Annotated in this window: 18 protein-coding genes and 2 tRNA genes; 13 read left to right on the top strand and 7 right to left on the bottom strand. The window is 58.3% G+C overall.

Translation table 11 applies throughout. The features are described 5' to 3' along the window. Positions 1 to 26 precede the first annotated feature (26 nt). The 6 genes from ESZ00_RS13930 to ESZ00_RS13905 all read left to right on the top strand — a co-directional run bounded on the left by ESZ00_RS13930 (position 27) and on the right by ESZ00_RS13905 (position 4,641). A complete protein-coding gene (locus ESZ00_RS13930) occupies positions 27 to 1,106 on the top strand; it encodes a flagellar basal body P-ring protein FlgI (protein WP_308419075.1) in 1,080 nt (359 codons plus the stop codon). Then, positions 1,103 to 1,486, top strand: coding sequence for a hypothetical protein (locus ESZ00_RS13925; RefSeq protein WP_164981518.1), 384 nt, complete (start codon positions 1,103 to 1,105; stop codon positions 1,484 to 1,486). Before ESZ00_RS13930 ends, ESZ00_RS13925 begins: the two co-directional genes overlap by 4 nt. A 44-nt stretch (positions 1,487 to 1,530) precedes the next feature. Next, positions 1,531 to 1,842: a flagellar biosynthesis anti-sigma factor FlgM gene (locus ESZ00_RS13920; protein ID WP_129208845.1), complete on the top strand. Its 312-nt coding sequence runs from the start codon at positions 1,531 to 1,533 to the stop codon at positions 1,840 to 1,842. Continuing rightward, complete coding sequence (locus ESZ00_RS13915; RefSeq protein ID WP_129208844.1) at positions 1,839 to 2,144, top strand: hypothetical protein; 306 nt, start codon at positions 1,839 to 1,841, stop codon at positions 2,142 to 2,144. The genes ESZ00_RS13920 and ESZ00_RS13915 overlap by 4 nt, the downstream gene beginning before the upstream one ends. 76 nt (positions 2,145 to 2,220) lie before the next feature. Then, positions 2,221 to 3,654: a flagellar hook-associated protein FlgK gene (flgK, locus tag ESZ00_RS13910; protein ID WP_129208843.1), complete on the top strand. Its 1,434-nt coding sequence runs from the start codon at positions 2,221 to 2,223 to the stop codon at positions 3,652 to 3,654. Positions 3,655 to 3,741: 87 nt separating this feature from the next. Further along, complete coding sequence (locus tag ESZ00_RS13905; protein WP_129208842.1) at positions 3,742 to 4,641, top strand: flagellin N-terminal helical domain-containing protein; 900 nt, start codon at positions 3,742 to 3,744, stop codon at positions 4,639 to 4,641. A gap of 179 nt (positions 4,642 to 4,820) precedes the next feature. On the opposite strand, the gene ESZ00_RS13900 is transcribed toward ESZ00_RS13905, so the two are convergent. Further along, positions 4,821 to 5,132, bottom strand: a complete 312-nt coding sequence (locus ESZ00_RS13900) for a DUF3467 domain-containing protein (RefSeq protein ID WP_129208841.1) — start codon at positions 5,130 to 5,132, stop codon at positions 4,821 to 4,823. 108 nt (positions 5,133 to 5,240) lie between these two features. Then, positions 5,241 to 5,325 (bottom strand) — tRNA-Leu (locus tag ESZ00_RS13895). 220 nt (positions 5,326 to 5,545) lie between these two features. Here ESZ00_RS13895 and ESZ00_RS13890 point away from each other — a divergent pair. After that, a complete protein-coding gene (locus ESZ00_RS13890) occupies positions 5,546 to 6,424 on the top strand; it encodes a Tll0287-like domain-containing protein (RefSeq protein ID WP_129208840.1) in 879 nt (292 codons plus the stop codon). A 7-nt stretch (positions 6,425 to 6,431) separates the two neighbouring features. Here ESZ00_RS13890 and ESZ00_RS13885 read toward each other — a convergent pair whose 3' ends face one another. Both ESZ00_RS13885 and ESZ00_RS13880 read right to left on the bottom strand, forming a co-directional pair. Then, entirely contained in the window at positions 6,432 to 7,181 is a 750-nt protein-coding gene (locus ESZ00_RS13885; RefSeq protein WP_164981517.1) for a toll/interleukin-1 receptor domain-containing protein, read from the bottom strand. A gap of 196 nt (positions 7,182 to 7,377) precedes the next feature. Beyond that, entirely contained in the window at positions 7,378 to 7,605 is a 228-nt protein-coding gene (locus tag ESZ00_RS13880) for a glutaredoxin family protein (RefSeq protein WP_129208838.1), read from the bottom strand. Positions 7,606 to 7,880: 275 nt separating this feature from the next. Here ESZ00_RS13880 and ESZ00_RS13875 point away from each other — a divergent pair, with 275 nt between their 5' ends. Next, positions 7,881 to 9,326: an outer membrane beta-barrel protein gene (locus ESZ00_RS13875; protein WP_164981516.1), complete on the top strand. Its 1,446-nt coding sequence runs from the start codon at positions 7,881 to 7,883 to the stop codon at positions 9,324 to 9,326. Positions 9,327 to 9,375: 49 nt separating this feature from the next. Here ESZ00_RS13875 and ESZ00_RS13870 read toward each other — a convergent pair whose 3' ends face one another. The 3 genes from ESZ00_RS13870 to ESZ00_RS13860 form a co-directional block, all read right to left on the bottom strand. After that, positions 9,376 to 11,670, bottom strand: a complete 2,295-nt coding sequence (locus tag ESZ00_RS13870) for a penicillin-binding protein 1A (protein WP_373283932.1) — start codon at positions 11,668 to 11,670, stop codon at positions 9,376 to 9,378. Positions 11,671 to 11,840: 170 nt separating this feature from the next. Further along, entirely contained in the window at positions 11,841 to 13,064 is a 1,224-nt protein-coding gene (locus tag ESZ00_RS13865; protein ID WP_129208836.1) for a S41 family peptidase, read from the bottom strand. Between the two features lie 185 nt (positions 13,065 to 13,249). Continuing rightward, positions 13,250 to 13,326: transfer RNA gene (locus ESZ00_RS13860), tRNA-Met, on the bottom strand. Positions 13,327 to 13,503: 177 nt separating this feature from the next. Between ESZ00_RS13860 and ESZ00_RS13855 the strand changes: the two genes are divergently transcribed. The 5 genes from ESZ00_RS13855 to ESZ00_RS13835 all read left to right on the top strand — a co-directional run bounded on the left by ESZ00_RS13855 (position 13,504) and on the right by ESZ00_RS13835 (position 17,945). Next, complete coding sequence (locus ESZ00_RS13855) at positions 13,504 to 13,911, top strand: hypothetical protein (RefSeq protein WP_129208835.1); 408 nt, start codon at positions 13,504 to 13,506, stop codon at positions 13,909 to 13,911. A gap of 42 nt (positions 13,912 to 13,953) precedes the next feature. After that, complete coding sequence (locus ESZ00_RS13850; RefSeq protein WP_129208834.1) at positions 13,954 to 15,186, top strand: hypothetical protein; 1,233 nt, start codon at positions 13,954 to 13,956, stop codon at positions 15,184 to 15,186. A gap of 185 nt (positions 15,187 to 15,371) precedes the next feature. Then, complete coding sequence (locus ESZ00_RS20500; protein WP_373283934.1) at positions 15,372 to 15,746, top strand: PilZ domain-containing protein; 375 nt, start codon at positions 15,372 to 15,374, stop codon at positions 15,744 to 15,746. A 30-nt stretch (positions 15,747 to 15,776) separates the two neighbouring features. Beyond that, positions 15,777 to 16,553 (top strand): LuxR C-terminal-related transcriptional regulator, encoded by a 777-nt coding sequence (locus tag ESZ00_RS13840; protein WP_129208832.1) that lies wholly within the window; start codon positions 15,777 to 15,779, stop codon positions 16,551 to 16,553. A 138-nt stretch (positions 16,554 to 16,691) separates the two neighbouring features. Next, the gene (locus ESZ00_RS13835; protein ID WP_129208831.1) at positions 16,692 to 17,945 is read left to right on the top strand and encodes an MFS transporter; all 1,254 of its coding nucleotides are present in this window, start codon (positions 16,692 to 16,694) and stop codon (positions 17,943 to 17,945) included. The last annotated feature ends 2 nt before the right edge of the window (positions 17,946 to 17,947 follow it).

The raw sequence follows: 17,947 nt of genomic DNA, 5'->3' as shown, positions 1-17,947 counted from the left end.
CCGCTGGAACGCAGAGAGCTGCGGTCTTGTCTCCATCGCAACCTGCAACACCGGTGCCGACCAAGCGGGCACGTATCAAGGACATTGCCTCGGTGGAAGGCATTCGTGATAACCAGCTCGTGGGCTATGGAATCGTGGTTGGCCTGAAGGGAACCGGTGACAGTACGCAGACCGTCTTTCCCATTCAGACCCTGATCTCGACGCTGCTGCGCATGGGGGTGAATCTACCCAACAACTCCACCACCTCGTCGCTGCGGACTCAAAACATGGCTGCCGTCTTCATTGCTGCGACTCTGCCACCCTTTGCTCAGCCCGGCAACCGTTTGGATGTGACCGTTTCCTCGGCCGGAGATGCACGCTCCATTGAGGGCGGGCTGTTGCTGATGACGCCGCTCTATGGTCCCGATGGGCAGATCTATGCCGAAGCGCAGGGACCGCTGGTGCTGGGCGGTTATACGGTCGCCACCAACGGCAACAGCCGATCTCTGAACCATCCCACCACCGGGCTCATTCCGTCGGGAGGGATTGTCGAGCGTTCGGTGCCGCTTGATTTAAGCAAGATGCGCCATCTGACGCTGCTGTTGAACGATCCGGATTTCCGGACTGCGGAGGAAATGGCCTCATCGATCAACACGCAGCTCAAACGCACCGTGGCGCACGCCGTCGATAGCCGGAGCATTGAGATTGCAGCCCGGGAAGGTGAGGATATCCCGGAGCTGCTGGCGGAGATCGAGGCGGTCGAGGTGAGTGTCTATCCACGTGCCCGCGTGGTTGTGAATGAAAGGACGGGGACGGTGGTGATCGGCGGCGAGGTGCGCCTGCAGCCAGTTTCGATTCTCCACGGTGGCCTCTCGGTGAATGTGGTGAGCGAGTATCAGGTCTCTCAGCCTGGGCCTATGAGCGCGGGCACCACGCAGGTGGTGCAGCAGACCTCGATTCAGGCGCAGGACAAGCCGGCCAGTGGGATTGAACTGAAGGCCGGAGCCTCGGTCGATGACCTGGTGCAGAACCTGCAATCGATCGGGGCAACGGCACGGGACATTATTTCGATTCTGCAGGCGATGAAAGAGGCAGGAGCACTGGAAGCGGAACTGGAGGTCATGTGATCGAGAAGGTGAGTTCTGGAATGGCGGCAAATGGCATGGCTTCGGCCCTGGACCCGGCGAAGCAGGAGAAGCTGCGCTCGGCGGCGCACGAATTTGAGTCGAGCCTGATGCAGGAGTTTCTCAAGCCCTTGCAGAAGGATCCGCTGTTTTCCAATGATGTCGATGGCCAGGATGATGACGAAGAGGAAGGAAGCGAGTCGACACTGATGAGTCTGGGCTCGGAGATCTTTGGAAAAGCGCTCTCCGAGCACGGAGGCTTCGGTATCGCGACGAAGATTCTTTCTCAGCTCGGAGCCTCCGATACGTCGCCTGAAGTCGCTTCGGACAGTGCGAATCTCAAAATGGGAAATATGGGAGGGAAGGCCGCTCCAAATTACTAAAGTGCTTCAAGCTGTTGCCGATAAGGTAAAGCGAGGAGCAAGTTATGAAGATTTCTGGAGATTTCCTGCAGGGCGGTGCGGTTTCCGGCGCAGCGCAGGCAGGTAATACTGCGGACCCGCATTCTGCAATAGCAACTGGCGCAGAGTTCGCATCGGCATCGCAGGCAACCATCGATACGGCCTCGCTGAGTACCGCCGGAACTGCGGCCAGTGCGGCCAGCAGTACGGCGTCCGAGGTGCGCGGCGAAAAGGTCGCCGCAATGCAATCAGCGCTGGCAAGCGGCACCTACAGTGTGCCTTCCAGTGAAGTAGCCGGCAAGGTGATCGAACACATGCTGGGTGGAGCGAACGGATGAGTTTCTGGAATGTGACGGGTGCAGAAACAGCTTCGGGAATGGCGGTTGTGGGTGACGGAATGCGGGTGGAGTCCCTGCTCGAACTCGAAGAGCGCGCGATTCGGGCCCTGACATATGTGGATCGCCCGGTCCTCGAGCAACTCCTCGAAGAGGCTTCTGCGCTGGCCGCGACGGGACAGCGCACTGTCCCGTCCCGCGAGCTCATGCAGGCACACCGAATCTTTGGCGCGCTGCTTGAGAAGACGGCGCGGAATCTGCGGCTGTTGCGCCGGGCACATCATGTCCGCCTGGAGCGCGCATAACTGAAACGCATATAGCTGGAGTGTACATAGCAGGGTGGTACCAGTCTGACAGATTGGCGGGGAAGGATAGACGGCAATGGCGACACTGAATATGGCTTACAGCATTACAAGCGGCGCCCTTGAGGCAGATCAGGCGGCGCTGGCAGTTGTTTCCAACAATGTCTCGAACGCCAATACTACCGGCTACACCCGCGAGGTGGCGACTTTTGAGGAGAACGATCCGATCACGCTCCAGCAGGGGCTGGTCGGCGACGGCACGACGATGACCGGCGGTGTCTCGCAGCGGGACCCCGTGCTCGAGGAGGATCTGCAACAGCAGAACCAGGCCGCCAGCGCGACCGATTCGCGGCTGTCGGCGCTCGATGATGTGCAGGAGATCTTCGATCAGACCACGACTTCGACCTCAGATTCGACCTCGACAAGCAGTAGCACGACCGGCGGAATTGGCGATGATATGACGTCCTTCTTCGACGCGCTCTCGTCGCTCGAGTCAGACCCTTCCAGCACCACGCTGCGACAGAGCGTGCTGTCGAGCGCCGATACCCTGGCCAATGACTTTCAGAACGCAGCGTCGCAGCTGTCGGCGCAGCAGAGCTCGATCGATCAGGAGAGCGTGAGCATTGTCCAGCAGGTGAACTCTCTCACCGGAGCGATTGCCTCGTTGAATCAGCAGATCCAGTCAACAAGCCCGAACAGCGATGCTGGAACACTCGAGGACGAGCGCGAAGAAGATATTCAGCAGCTCTCCTCGCTGATCGGCATTCACCAGGTCACGACCGAGGACAACGGCCTGTCCATTACGACCTCGAGCGGCGCTCTGCTGGTCTCCGAAGGCAGCTCTTATGCGTTGACCACCGGTTCGAGCGATGGCGTGACCCATATTTATGACTCCGAAGGTAATGATCTGACCACCGATCTGGCCTCCGGTGGCGGTCAGCTCGGCGGTCTGCTCGAGGTGCGCGATCAGGATATTCCCGAGATCAGCACCGCGCTCGATACCTTGGCCTACGACTTCGGCACCGAGGTGAACACGGTTAATGAGGCGGGCGACGATGTGAATGGTGATGCAGGCACAGCCATCTTCACGCTGCCTACCAGCTCGACGGGCGCCGCATCCACGATCTCTGTCGCCATGACCGATCCCGACAAGATTGCAGCCGCGGCTACCGGCGAAGGTTCCTCTGACGACACCAATCTGCTGGATATGGTGAACCTGCAAAACCAGACGATCGTCGATGGTTCGACGCCGACAGACTACTATTCGGCGATGATCTCGACGCTTGGCACGATGGTCTCCGATGCGACCGTCAACAATACGGCGCAGCAGGATTCCCTTACACAGTTGCAGACCCAGGTCAGTTCGCTCAGTTCCGTCAACCTGAATGACGAGGCATCCTCGCTCGAGACTTTCGAGCAGTCCTACGAGGCGGCGTCGAAGCTTTTCAGCACGCTCGACTCGGTCATGCTGTCTGCGCTCAATCTGGGTGTGGAAACGGCGTACAGCAGCTAGAGCAGGGCAACGAAAACCATAGACAGGCGCACGCAGTCGGCAGCCTGTGGCGACAAGATCAGCCTTTTGCAAAAGAGGAGAGCAGGCATGCGCGTAGATCCCCACTACATATACAACACCGTGTCGGCGCTCGATACGACAACAGCCAATGAAGAGGCCATCACCAATGAGATCTCAAGCGGTGTGACGGTGAACGAGCCTGGCGATAATCCGACTGCTTTTGCCTTGAATATCACACTGTCCAGCAGTATCAGCACCGATGACACCTTTTCGCAGACGGCATCTTCGTCTGAGGGTATGCTGCAGGTGGCCGACAGCACGCTTGGCAGTGTGGTGTCGCAGTTGAATGAGGCGGTTTCCCTGGCCACGGAAGGCAATGATGGAACGTTGAACAGCAGCAATCTGGAGACAATCGCCACGCAGCTGACGGGAATTCGCGACGAGGTGCTTTCGCTGGCAAATACTAGCTACCAGGGAACGTATCTCTTTTCCGGCAGCCAGGGTACGACGGAACCCTTTACCCTGGATTCGAGCACTTCGCCGGCGACGGTTACCTACAACGGCGATAGTGATGTCAGCTATGTCGAAACGGCGAATGGGCAGAAGATTCAGACGAATGTGCCAGGGAACCAGATCTTCACCGCTTCGGGAGCCGATGTGCTCGGAACCCTGAATTCGCTAATTGCCGATTTTTCTTCGGGTACGGTGTCGTCGACTGCCACCTCCGACCTCTCGGCTCTCACGACCTCGCTCGACTATGTTACGCAGCAGCGGGCAGTGATCGACAACTCCATTGACGCGCTGACAGCGGCGAGCACCGCCAGCGAGGACCAGGAAGTGCAGCTCAAGTCCTCGCAGAACTCGCTGATTGAAACGGATACAGCCACGGCCGCTACCGAGCTGAGCTCGGCCGAGACGCAGCAGTCATCGCTCACGGATCTGATTGCCGCCATCGACGGACAGGGCACGCTCTTCAATAGCATTTGACCGTCTGCTGTGCGCAGGACGGCGCTGGCCGTCTAGGCCTTCGGCCTCCGCTTTCTTTTGTGGCAAGCTGGATTGTTGCGGAGCGGAACAGGACTGCAGCTCCCACTGCCGCGCGAGACAAGACTGTTTCGCGCAGCGGTGGGATGACAACATCTCCATTTTCTATATGGGGATACGACCTAGTGAACAGGGCCGCGCGGGATAGGAACCGGCTGGGTATGCGGCTCAAGCGCAATGGTGCCGAAGGCCTGCTCGTACTGAACGAGATTCTGGCCAAGCAGGTTCCAGAGAGCTTTCGCCTGCTGCGGGCTGAGATAGATGCCCTGGCTGTTTTCAATGTTGACCTGTTCAGGAGAGTCCTGACGGACGATGCCGAAGGCGAGGAAGAAATCCCACACGCTGGCACGGACCTGCACGCTGTTGGCGTAGGTCTCCTGATACTTTTCGCTCTTGGCCAGCTCGATTTTGGGTTGTGGCGGATTGGATTGCATGATGCCTTCAGAGTATCGCAGGCAACCGCCGGAAATCCGGACAAACCCGATCCTGGCAGAGGCTCCATGCCTGTCGAGCCTCAGTTCCAAAATAGTTCTGAGAAAAGCTGGTGCGGGAGAAGGGACTTGAACCCCCACGGATTGCTCCGCTTGGACCTAAACCAAGTGCGTCTGCCAATTTCGCCACTCCCGCATCGGGCAGCGAGGCCAGCCTGTGAAAGGCTGTTGCTCCTCCTTAGCCTAGCTGGTGAGCGTGCGCTTGGCAATCGTTCCCTCCGCTCCGGGCAGGGAGCGAGCAAATCAAACGACAGGCGAATCTCCCGATACCTCTGCTGACTTATGGCTGAATCGTGCTATAAGGGTTCGCTCCCCCAGCACAAAAGTTGCTTCGACGGAAAGAGAAAGAGTGGTCGATGAAGCTTCTGGTCAAATTCAACCTGATTCTGCTCCTGGTTTTTGGAATCGGCGGCGTGTTGATTGCGCACTTTGCTTATTCGTTTTTGATGGGCAATGCGCGTCGGGAAGTGCTCGAGGAAGCGCACCTGATGATGGCCAGTGCAACGGCTGTCCGCGACTATACATCGGCCGATCTCTCTCCTCTCCTGCAGCAGAATCCACGTCACCGGGTGCACTTTTTGGCCGAGACCGTACCGGCCTTCGGAGCGACGACAACCTTCGACAAGCTGCGGCGGCAGTATCCGGATTACACCTACAAGGAAGCCACGCTGAATCCGACGAACCCCGAGGATCGGGCAACGGACTGGGAGGCGGATATCGTGCACACCTTGCGCGATCATCCTGACCAGACGGAGGTGATCGGCGACCGGTTGACGCCGAGTGGAACTTCGCTCTATCTGGCACGGCCTATCCGGGCGGCGCAACCATGCCTGGAATGTCACAGCGTACCATCAGCCGCTCCGCATGCGATGCTGACCGTCTATGGATCGGACAACGGATTCGGCTGGAAGAAGGATGAAATCGTAGCGGCTCAGATTATTTCCGTGCCGCAGTCTGTGCCGATCAGGATTGCGAATGAAGCCTGGCAACGGCTGCTGATCTTTCTGGTGATCACCCTGGTGCTGGCAGTGGTGGCACTGGACGCGGCGGTTTACTGGTTTGTCATCCGTCCGCTGCGTGTGGTCTCGGAGACGGCCGACCGCGTAAGCCGTGGTGAGAAGGATGTGCCGCCTGTACGGATCGTGGGCAATGACGAGATTGCGGTAGTCGCGGCTTCCTTCCAGCGTATGCAGATCAGTCTGGCCAAGGCGCTGCGGATGATCGAAGGCGAATAGACCGTATTCAGCCGCGACAGGCGCGCAAAAAACGCGCCCGGTCAGGTTCGGACTCGATCTCCTGAGCAAGGCGTGTGTAGAGATCTTCCGGGGATGTGCAGGTGCGTGCCGTTTTCCTCGCCAGATGGCTGGCAAGCGGGCCGATGAAGGAAGCAAGCTGGTGGGCGGCGTGATCGACGATTTCGGAGGAGAGTGAAGTCGTGGCTGCAGGATGATCGGGCAGTGTGGCTGCTGCAGTTCCCGGAGCGGGGGATTGTGTCTGAAGAGCCGCCGGTGCTGCTCCGATGGGCGTTTCGACATAAGGACGCAGAGCGTGAACCAGTACCTGTACATCGGATTTCCAGCGTGCATGGGTAAGCTCGACGGCATTCCGGTATGCCAGTTCCCGCAGGTCTGAGGGCAGTTGCTCCGCGCGGGGCATGCGTGCGCCGCGAACCAGTATCGGGACTACAGGAATGTCCCGGCGCAGAGCCGAGGCCAGTTCCAGGCGAACAAAATCATCGGGATCTTCCAGACGCAAATGCCCATCCGCGTCGGCAGAAGAGAGCCATGTCTGGCCGATGATGGCAAGCAGAACCTGGCAGGAGACGATGCTCTGGTCAATGGCCTTGCGGAAATCGCGTCCTGGTTCGATGGCGGCAACATCCATAAAGACTGTGTTTTGCGGAAAGTGCAGGGTGAGCTCATCGAAGAGGCGTCCGGCCTCGCCTTCTGAGTCATTTCTCCGGTAGTTGAGGAAGATAGCGCGCAGGGCCAATCTCCGGCGTACAGAAATGGTGTTTGGAAAAGTAGAGCTATCTTAGCGAAGTGATCGCGAAATCGGCGAGTGCCGTAGAAGAGGAACCGGAGAAGTGACGGGGTGCAGAATAGGGAAGGGCTGGGGAAGGATGCCGCTATGGAGCGGCACGGAGGTGATTCGGAAAACGCGCCTGCGCCGGTATCCGGGGAGCGGGTTAGCCGAGAAGGATGCTCAGGCGGTCGGGATCGAAACCGATCATCACTTCCTCTTCGACGACGATCGTGGGGGTGCTGCGGCTGTTCAGCGCAACCAGCTCCCGCAGTGCTTCAGGATCTGCCTGTACATCCTTGTATTCGAACGGCACTCCGCGGCTCTTGAGAAATTGCTTGGCGGCAAAGCAGGGAGGGCAGCCGGGCTGGCTGTAGAGAACAACGCGTTTCATCCTTCAAGGATATCAATAGCGTGCGCTCGGTGCATGCAGGCTTACTTATGAAGCCTTTATGCCCTATTTAGGGCGTGCTTATGGCTTGCTCCGTAGATTGAGGAAGTGCGCGAATGATTCGCGTGCGCATACGTTCGTGGAGAGTCATGGGCTTCCTAAAGTTTCAACGGTTTTATTCTTCGATGTTTATCCTGTCCGCAGCTTGTTTTTCTGTACAGGCTTCTGCGCAAGCGGTTTCGGTGGTATCCAGTGACGACACGGTAGCGGGTAGCTCCGTGAGTGGAGATGCGAGCAGCGCCACGCCGGACGCTCCTGCGCCGCAGCGCGGATTCCTTACGCGCCTGGGGCACGCGTATCTCGATGACTGGACGTCCAGTTCGAGCACTGCGCCAGCCGCTCCGGCGCCCGAGCGCCGCGGTACGCCCGCACCGCTGAATTCTCCGCCCTTTCCGAGTGCCGACTGGCCAATTGGCGGTACGGTGGTGATCGGCGCACCTGACTACAACACCTATCCGCTGATGACGGCGATCAATGGCGCAAAAAGCCGGATCAAAACCTATGGCTGGTTCGATATTGGCTATAACGCCAGCACTTCGAATCAGGGGAAGTTTGCAAATGCGCCGGCAGCTTACGATGTCATTCCGAATTCGATTCAACTCGATCAGGCGGCGCTGTATTTCGAGCGGCTTCCGGATACGGTACAGAAGGATCACTTCGACTGGGGCTTTCGCCTTACCAGCCTGTATGGTCTCGACTACCGCTATACGACGGCGTATGGCGTCTTCAGCCAGCAGTTGCTCAAGAACAACAACACGTATGGCTATGACCCGGTGATGTACTACCTGGATTTCTATCTGCCGCACATTGGGCAGGGTACGGATATCCGTGTCGGCCGTTATATTTCCCTGCCGGATATCGAGGCGCAGCTGGCTCCGAATAACTACACCTACAGCCACTCGCTGCTCTATACGGTGGACTGCTACACCCAGCACGGTGTGAACGTAACCACCAAGCTGAGCGATCACTGGACAGTGCAAGGGGGTGTCTCAGGTGGTTGCGAAGCCGCGCCCTGGACGAAATATGCGAAGCTTACCGGCAATGCCTGTGCGGGCTATACATGGCATACAGGCGGAGACAATCTCTACTTCTGTGCGAACTCACTGAATTCGGCGAAGTATTCGTACAACAATATCTCCGCGTATTACCTCACCTACTATCACAAGTTCAATGCGACCTGGCACACCGATACGGAGGCCTGGTATCAGTACGAACGTGATGTTCCCAATCTCTGCTATGGGCTTAATCCCTGTATCAGCTACGGTGCGAATGCGAACGTCGGCGCGAATGCGGGTGAAATCACAGGCCCTTCCCTGATCACTGGCGCAAACGGCGCGCAGTGCAATCCTCTGGCAACCCATTGCTATGCTCCGGACTTTGCCGCAGTGAACTACATCGAGCATGAGTGGAACAACCATCACACCTCTCTGACTATTCGCAACGAGTTTGTGAACGATCTGAAGGGGCAACGGACGGGTACTGCGACGCTCTATTCAGAGCACATGGTCGGAATGAATTACTGGATCGGGAGTACGGTGACCTTCCGGCCGGAACTACGGCTTGATCACTCGTACGACAAACCGGCTTTCGATGCTCCAACAAACGGCGCTCCGACAAAAACCACGCAGCTCACCTTTGCAGGCGACCTGATCTGGCACTTTTAACCTGGGTTGCTGTAGGAGGAAGGCGCTGGCCGCAATGGCCGGCGTCTTTTTATCTGGATGCAGGCTGGGTGTTGGCCAACAGTGGAGCGGATAGATCGCCGGGGAAGTGTTCATCCGGTTTATCGGCGATGGCAGCGCGCATGAAGTCCATCCAGATCGGCAGCGCAGCGTGCGCGCCGGTTTCTTTGTCGCCGAGCGACTGGCGGTTGTCATAGCCGACCCAGACACCGCAGGTGACCGAGGGCGAGAAACCCATGAACCATGCATCCGTGTAATCGCTGGTGGTGCCGGTTTTGCCGCCGAGCGGATGGTGAAGCGCCATGGCATCGGCTCCGGTGCCCCCCGGAGCAATGACGGATTTGAGCAGAGTCATCATGGTGCGGGCTGTCTTGACGGAGGTGACTTCCTTCACTTCAGGCGCAGGCTCGGTGAGTGGGATACCGTCGGAGGTCGTGACCTTGCGGATCAGCCGCGGCGCGACACGGATGCCGTCATTCGGAAAGACAGAGTAGGAAGCCACGTGCTCGAGAAGATTGATCTCGACGGAACCAAGAGCCACGGGCAGAAAGGCCGGGATATTGCTGGTAACACCGAACTGGTGAGTGACATCGATAACCTTGTGTATGCCGACCCGCTGCGCGAGCTTGAGTGCGGGGATATTGCGGGAATCGGCAAACGCGCGCTCGAGCGTGATTGCACCGAGGAAATTGCCTTCGTAATTGTGTGGGGTATAGGAGCCGAAGGACGTGGGCGCATCGAGAATCATCTCGCCGGGCGTGGCGCCGTCTTCTACCGCCGCAGTATAGACGTAAGGCTTGAAAGAGGAGCCGGTCTGGCGCTCGGCCTGCGTGGCGCGGTCGAACTGCGACAGGTTGAAGTCACGTCCGCCGACCAGTGCGAGCACATCGCCGGTCGAATTATCCATGGCCAGCAGCGAAGACTGTGCGCCGCTGTCCTGCTCGAGCGTGCCGGAGAGCTCGTTGCCGGACTGCCCGGTGATATGGACATAGACGATGTCGCCAAGGTGCAGAAATTCAGGAGCGGTTTTGAACCTGGTCCATGACCAGCTCTCCGGAGTAAGGACGATGTCGCGATTCCCAAGCTTTACCGTCGCCTGGTAAGGCAGAATGCCGGTGACGAGCCCGTGCATGTACATGTCGGGAGTAGCAGTCTCTACCCAGTCCGGATGCCGGAAGGTATGGATGTCGAGACCGCCTGCGGGGACATTCAGCAGGCGCCCTTTCCAGCCATGGCGGCGTTCATAAGCCGCCAGTCCATCGAGGACAGCGCGGTTGGCCGTTTGCTGCAGATCGAGGTCCAGGGTGGTTTCAACTTTGAGGCCGGCTTCGTGAACGCGATCGGCGCCGAACTGGCGTTCCAATTCGCGGCGTACTTCTTCGACAAACCAGGGAGCGATGGAGTTGGGCGGCGGCTCAAGATGCAGGCCGAGCGGGGCCGTGCGTGCAGCATCGGCTTGCGCTGCCGTGATAGCGCCGTCCTCGAGCATGGCATTGATGACTTGATTGCGGCGGCGGAAAGCGCGATCCGGGTTCGAGATCGGAGAGAACTCGCTCGGCCCCTTTGGCAATCCTGCCAGCAGCGCTGCTTCCGGCAGGGTCAAATCCTTGGCATGCTTCGAGAAGTAGTACCGTGCCCCTGCCTCGAAGCCGAAAGTGCCATGGCCAAGAGCAATCTGGTTGGCATAGAGAGTGAAGATTTGTTCCTTGGTGAAGGCGTGCTCGATCTGAAGGGACAGAAAGATTTCCTGCAGCTTGCGGCTGCCGGTGCGCTCACTGGAAAGAAAGAGGTTGCGCGCCAGCTGCATCGTCAGTGTGGATGCACCCTGTGCGCGGCCCTTGGAAGCGATGTCGTGATAGATAGCACCGAGAACGCGGAAGACATTCACGCCTCCATGACTCTCGAAGTTCTTGTCCTCGATGGAGATGACCGCCTGCCGCAACAGGGGCGAGAAGCTGTTGTAATCGACCACGACACGCCGCTCGAGGGCAAAAGAGCCGAATGGGCGGCCATGCACGTCGTAAAGCTCGGTGATGGTGTCAGGCTGATAGCGTTCGAGATCCTGAATCTGAGGCAGGTTCACCGAGTACACCAGCATCAGGCCGCTGAGAGAGCCGACGGCAATGGCCAGCACGGCCATAAGAGCCAGAGCCACATTACCCGCGATTTTGCGGCGTTTTGCCTGCGGACGGCAGAAGGACGCGGATGTGCCGGCAGTGGTCTTGGAGGTGGTTTGGGCGGTGGTTTTGGGGCTACGGCTGGGAGCCGTCTTCTGCCGGGCTGGAGAGGCGGTGGGAGGGGGTGTCCATGGACCGCGTGATTTCAAAAGCTCTCCCGCAAGCGAATTAGCCGAACCGCAGCGGGTGCCCTGGTCCGGGATACATCAAGAAACGATGACTCAGAAAGTATGGTCCAGTTGCGGAGCCTGATCCAGGTGTGGTGCTGCGGCGGTTGCCGAAGTTCTACCGGCAACCGCAAGAGCCGCCGCGCTTGCGGTTAGGCGGCCTTTTGCTTCAGAACGTCAAGAGCCCGCGTGAGCTGGTCATCGGTGGTTGGCTGCACTCGCTCTGTGGGCTGCTCAGACTCGTCAAGGCTCTCCTCGGCGAGGTACTGATCGATGCTTTCCGTCACGATGATGTTCGGCGTGACCGCGGTGTCCTGAATCGCCTTGCCCGAGGGCGAATCGTATTTGGCTACCGAGAGAATGACAGCCGAACCGTCAGGTATCTCGATGGTCTTCTGGATGGCGCCTTCGCCGAAGCTGCGGTCTCCAACGAGGTCGCCACGCTTGTTATCGAGAATGGCGGCGGCGACGATCTCGGCCGGGCCGGCGGTGCCGTGATTGATGAGGATAACCAGCGGCGCGTCGGTGATGAACTTTTCCGGATCGGCGTTGAAGGTCTGCTTCGAGAACTTCTGGCCAGAGAGGGAGGCGATATTGCCGGACTTCAGGAACGCGTTTGCCAGCCGGATCGCCTGATCGGAATCGCCTTCGACGACATCGCGCAGGTCGAGCAGCACTTTCTTGTTGCCATTCTTCGGCATGGCCTTCAGCTTCGCTTCGATCTCATTGACGCGGTCTTTGCTGAGCGTTCCCGGCTTGAGATAGAGGATCGAGGAGTTCTCGTATTGCTGCTCGGCAAGCGGAGGAGCGGTGATGTTGGTGCGTGTCAACGTGATCTTCTGCGGTTCCGGCTTGCCTGGACGCACGATGGAGAAGGTCACATCGGTTCCCGGCTTGCCTTCGAGGCTGAGGCGGATCATGGCGAGAGACATATCGCTCGTAGACTTGCCGCCGATAGCCTCAAGCAGGTCGCCGTCCATGATGTGCTCTTCCTTATCGGCCGGGCTGCCGGGGATCACGGCAACGACGGTGGCATATCCGTAGCGCTTCGAGACCAGCAGGCCTACCTGTGCCGTTTCTTCGTTGGCATGCGCCTTATAGGCGCTGTATTCGGCGGGGGTCAGATAACTGGAGTCTGCATCGAGCGATTCCAGAAGGCCATGGAGGGCCCCGGTCGTCACGTCATTGATGCTAGGCTCCGTGACGTAGTCGCTCTGGATCTTGTGCAGAACTTCTTCATAGACGCCCATCTGGCGATAAACGCCATCGGCTTGCGAGCCGGCGTTTACGCCTCCTGTAAGAAAACCGCCCAGGAAGACGATGGCGACAAGAGCGACGGAGACGGCGAGGACGGAGCGTTTAAATGCTTTCGACATGGGCTGAATACAGAGGTCCGTTGCATCCGATGATACTCCAACGGAATCAGCCTGTCGCAGAGAGGGTGGTGCAGCAACGGGAAAGAGCGACGGGCTCATACCCGTAGGTCGAACTCAGCAGCACGCCGGACTGCTCCTTGCGGCTGTGCGCCCTTTGTATGCTTCAGTTTTTGGTGAGGAGTCACTGGTGGCGGCGGATGGAATCGAACCATCGACCTACGGGTTATGAGTCCGTCGCTCTAACCATCTGAGCTACGCCGCCAAACTGCTGATGTCGTGTTGACACTTCATTTTACGAAGCATTTGGCAGGTGGGTCAAATGCTTCGCAAGTGCATGGGAATATTGGCCATTCGCCTGTTGACAGAGGACAGTTTTCCACGGATGAATAGTGTCACTCCGGAATTGAAAGTATAACGTGAGGACTGCTTGCGCTTCTTCTTGAAATATCTGGAATTAATTCTCAGTGCGGCCGGAATTGTAGTCATCCTTGCGGTGCCGCTGCTGTTTTTCCACCAGCAGCAGTTACGCTGGGAGGCAGCTGCGATCGCTGCCGCGTGCGTTGGGGTGATTCACGGTGTCATCTTCTTTGTGGTGCGGCATCGGCAGCGGCTGGTTCGGCAGACTACGATCCGCGAGATGCGGTTGGTCGTCGAAGATATCGTGCGTAATCAGATGACCGTGGTGAGCCTGTCCGCCGGCTTAAATGTGGAGCCGTCCTCAGCAACCAGGCAAAGGGAATGGGCGCAGCGTTCGATCGATGCAGCCCAGGAGATTGGCCGGAGATTGAACGATATCGATGCTGAACGGCTCAGCGTGCTGGTGAAACGGCGGCCAGGCGTTGTATAAAGCGCCTTTTCGGGTAGAGGAATGCGGGTATAGGCTTAGGGCGTGATTGCGAATCTGCGCGCGGCCTTCAATGAGAGGTACCAGGCGGAGCACTACAGGCAACTGCTGCGTGCTCTGGACGCGTGTACCCGCACCCATATCGGCTTTCGGGTGGCAGAAACTCCGGTCTTTTTTCCGAAAGACCTGCTCGAAACGATGGCCGGAACAGGTGCCGAGCTGACGCACCGCCTGGTGCGGGATCGTCATTATCTCCAGCGTTCTGCGGCGGCTATTCCCGAGGCTTGGCGGGCTGCGGATGAGACGCCGCATCCTCACTTTATGACGGTAGACTTCGGTCTGGTCCGCGAAGCGGATGGATCGTTTTCTCCCCGGCTGGTGGAGCTGCAGGGGTTTCCATCCGTATATGGCTTCCAGTCCGTCCTGAACGAGATGTATCGCTCGATCTATGCACTCGATGAGCTCGGCAAGCTGGCGTTTTTTCTCGGAGGGCACAGCGAGGCCAGCTTCTGGAAGCTGATGGGGCGCGTCGTGCTGAACGGGCATGATCCGGAGAATGTCGTCTTAGCCGAAATCCAGCCGATGGAACAGAAAACTCTGCCGGATTTTCGTGTGACCGCCGACCGGCTGGGCATTCCCATCGTGGACATTGCCGAAATTGTCCCTCAGGACCGGCCGGGCAAACTGCCGCGCCTGTGCTACCGGGAAGGGAAGCGGCTGGTTCCGATCCATCGCATCTATAACCGCACTATCGTAGATGAGCTGATCCAGAAACAGATCCGGCTGGGCTTCGATTATCGCGAGTCCTTTGATGTAGAGTGGGCCGGACATCCCAATTGGTACTTCCATCTGAGCAAGTTCTCGCTCCCATTTCTGAACCATCCGAATGTGCCTCCCGCAGTTTTTCTCGACGACTGGTTTGCCGGCAGGGGCGCTGACCGGCTCTCTCCGGAGCGGGAACACTGGGTCCTGAAGCCGCTTTTCTCCTTCGCGGGCAAGGGAATCATCTTTGCGCCAACAGAGGAACAGTTGGCAGCGATTCCTGTGGCCGAACGGAAAAACTACCTGCTGCAGGAGCGAGTGAGCTTTGAGCGCGTGGTGGATACTCCCTTTGGCTGGACACAGCCGGAAATCCGCATCCTCTATCTTTGGCCAGACGGAGGGGAGCTGCAGCCAGTGTTTTCCCTGGTTCGCCTGGGCCGTGGGCAGATGATGGGGGTGGATCATAACCGGAATCTGGAATGGGTCGGGGCTTCAGCCGCGTTTTTCCCCGCTTGAATGGGGAACTTCTTGATTGTGATAGAGTTCTGAGTCGTCGCCATGTTGGTACGCAGGTAACCAAAGGGCAACCTTTTTCCTATCTTTTCTTAGGATCAAAGGTGTAAACTTTCGTAATTCCGGACCTTTTGGATTGATTCGCCGCATGTCGGTATGTGTGTACCGGAAATTCGATTTTCAGATTGATGTACTTGCCGGAGTTCCGTGTGGGATTGCAGCATCCGATTGCTGACGTTGCAGGAGCGAATGGTGTGGTTCCAGAGGAGCTCAGGTCCCGCGGAGCGGTTCGCTTTCCGATTTGTCTTCCCATCCATGTCATTGTGGGGGTGGAGTGTTACGAAGGGTATACGAAGGACATTTCGGCGAGCGGGATTCTATTCCAAATAAGTGAATTGTTGTCTCCGGGAGATGCGGTGGAGTTTTTCGTCGAGATCCCGGAGGGCATTATCGGAAATAAGCAATCAGCAGCTGTGCACTGTGCGGGGCGAGTGGTGAGATCGTATCGCGAACAGACCAGCGCATATGCAGCGGCAGTCATTGACCATTACAGCTTTCAGTAATCCGTAATCGGAGGCAGCAGGCAGATCGTTATGGCCGAATTCACTCCTGAACAACAAGAGGCGAAGCAGGGAGAGAGCACCGCGCAGGCGGGCAAGCCGCTCATCCGTATCCTTCTCGCCGACTCTCAGGCGATATACCGCGTTGGCATGCGTAAGGTATTCGCGCTCGAGGATGACATCCGTGTCGTGGGCCAGGTGGAACGCATGGACGATCTTCATGCAGCGCTGACTCGCCATCCATCCGATGTTCTGCTGCTTGAGGGCAACCTGATTGCCGGAACAACCGATGCCATCCCGGAGATCGTTCGCATTGCTCCGGAGATCAAGATCATCGTGCAGACGGTGGGTACTGACGAGGCGCATACGGTTGAGCTCTACCGCCGTGGCGTGCGCGGGATTATTCCTCGTTCGATTGCGCCCGAGCTGCTGGTGAAATGCGTGCGGAAGATCGCCGGCGGCGAAACCTGGATCGACAATCAATCGGTGAACTGGGTCATCGAAGCCTACCGTTCGCAGGCGACAGCCATCACCAATCCGAAGTCGCAGCCCAGGCTTTCTCCCAAGGAGCTTTCGATTATTGCCTGCATCACGCAGGGCAAGCGCAATAAGGAGATCGCCTTCCAGCTGGGAACGACAGAGCAGGTGGTGAAGAACTACCTCCGCAAGATCTACGACAAGCTGGGAGTTTCCGATCGCCTGGAGCTGGCACTCTATTGCTTGCATCATCAAATCCATAAGAAGGCGACGGAGCAGGAAGCCGTGGCCGCCGTGAAGACGGCAAATGGAAGCGGAGCGCACCAGCCCTGAGGTTTGTGGAATAAAACAGTACGGGACCGAGTCTGACTCGGTCCCGTACTGTTTTGAGGGGAATTGTCGCGCGTATATGCGGGACGATGCTCTGGTAGTCTCAACTGGAGCCGTAAGACGGGCTCCGCGAACCCTTATATGGCGAGCCCCTTCCGCAGTCTTGCTTCTCACCAGCGCCATGCTTTTGCTGCCTGTTTCCTCGGCTGGTCGCTGGATGCCTTCGATTTCTTCATACTCGTCTTTTGTGTTTCGGCCATCGCTGGAGATTTCCATGCGACGACATCCGCTGTCACCGAGGCGCTCTTTCTTACGCTGGCCTTCCGCCCCGTAGGAGCATTTCTCTTCGGCTGGCTTGCGGATAAGTATGGCCGGCGCCCTGCATTGATGCTGAACGTGGCCTGCTACTCCGTCTTTGAGCTCGCCTGCGCTTTCACCACCTCGCTGCATGAGCTCTATTGGCTGCGTGCGCTCTTTGGTATTGCCATGGGCGGAGAATGGGGCGTGGGTGCGGCGCTTGCCTTTGAAACGCTGCCAAAGGAAGGGCGCGGCTTCTTCTCCGGGCTTCTGCAGGAAGGATATGCCGTCGGTTATCTTGCCGCAGCGGCTGCGTACGCGCTGCTTTTTCCTCATTTCGTGCATATGAGCTGGCATGGTTACAACTTCGGCTGGCGCGGGATGTTCCTGGTGGGCGCGGCTCCGGCCCTGCTGGTGCTGTATATCGGCCTGAAGGTGGAGGAGTCGCCGGTTTGGCGTGAGAGGCAGGCTGCTGGAGCCGCGCGTGAGAAAGCGCCGAAGCTGTCGTTCGGTGAGTTGGTGCGCTACGCACCGACGTTCCTGTTCCTGGTTCTGCTGATGACCTGCTTCAATGCTTTCTCGCATGGCACGCAGGACCTATATCCGACGTTCTTACAGAAAGATCATCACTTCTCGGCAGCCCTCACTGGTTCCATCGGGATCGTCTACAACATCGGGGCGTTGCTCGGCGGCGTCTTCTTCGGCGGTCTGTCGGAACGCTTTGGGCGCAAGCGGACCATCATTGTGGCTGCATTGCTCTCCCTGCCGATGATCCCGCTCTACGCGCTGTCGCACTCGCTATATACGCTGGCCGCCGGAGCATTTCTGATGCAGTTCATGGTGCAGGGCGCGTGGGGTGTGGTGCCGGCCTATCTCAGCGAGCTTTCCCCCGGTCCGGTGCGTGCGACCTTTCCAGGCCTCGCCTATCAGCTGGGCAACTTGATTACTTCGCGCAACTCTGTTCTACAGGCTCGTGCGGCGGAGCGTTTTGGTGGATATGGAAAGGTGCTGGCGGTCACCGTGCTGCTGGTCGCTGGATTCTTAGCACTGGTGACCGCGTTTGGTCGGGAGTCTCGAGGCGCGGATCTGAACGCCTGAGG

Origin of the sequence: Silvibacterium dinghuense (genome assembly GCF_004123295.1) — a bacterium.
GTDB classification, from domain to species: Bacteria; Acidobacteriota; Terriglobia; order Terriglobales; family Acidobacteriaceae; genus Silvibacterium; species Silvibacterium dinghuense.
Note: the sequence above shows the minus strand (reverse complement) of the source record. Positions and strands in the feature narration are given on the sequence as shown.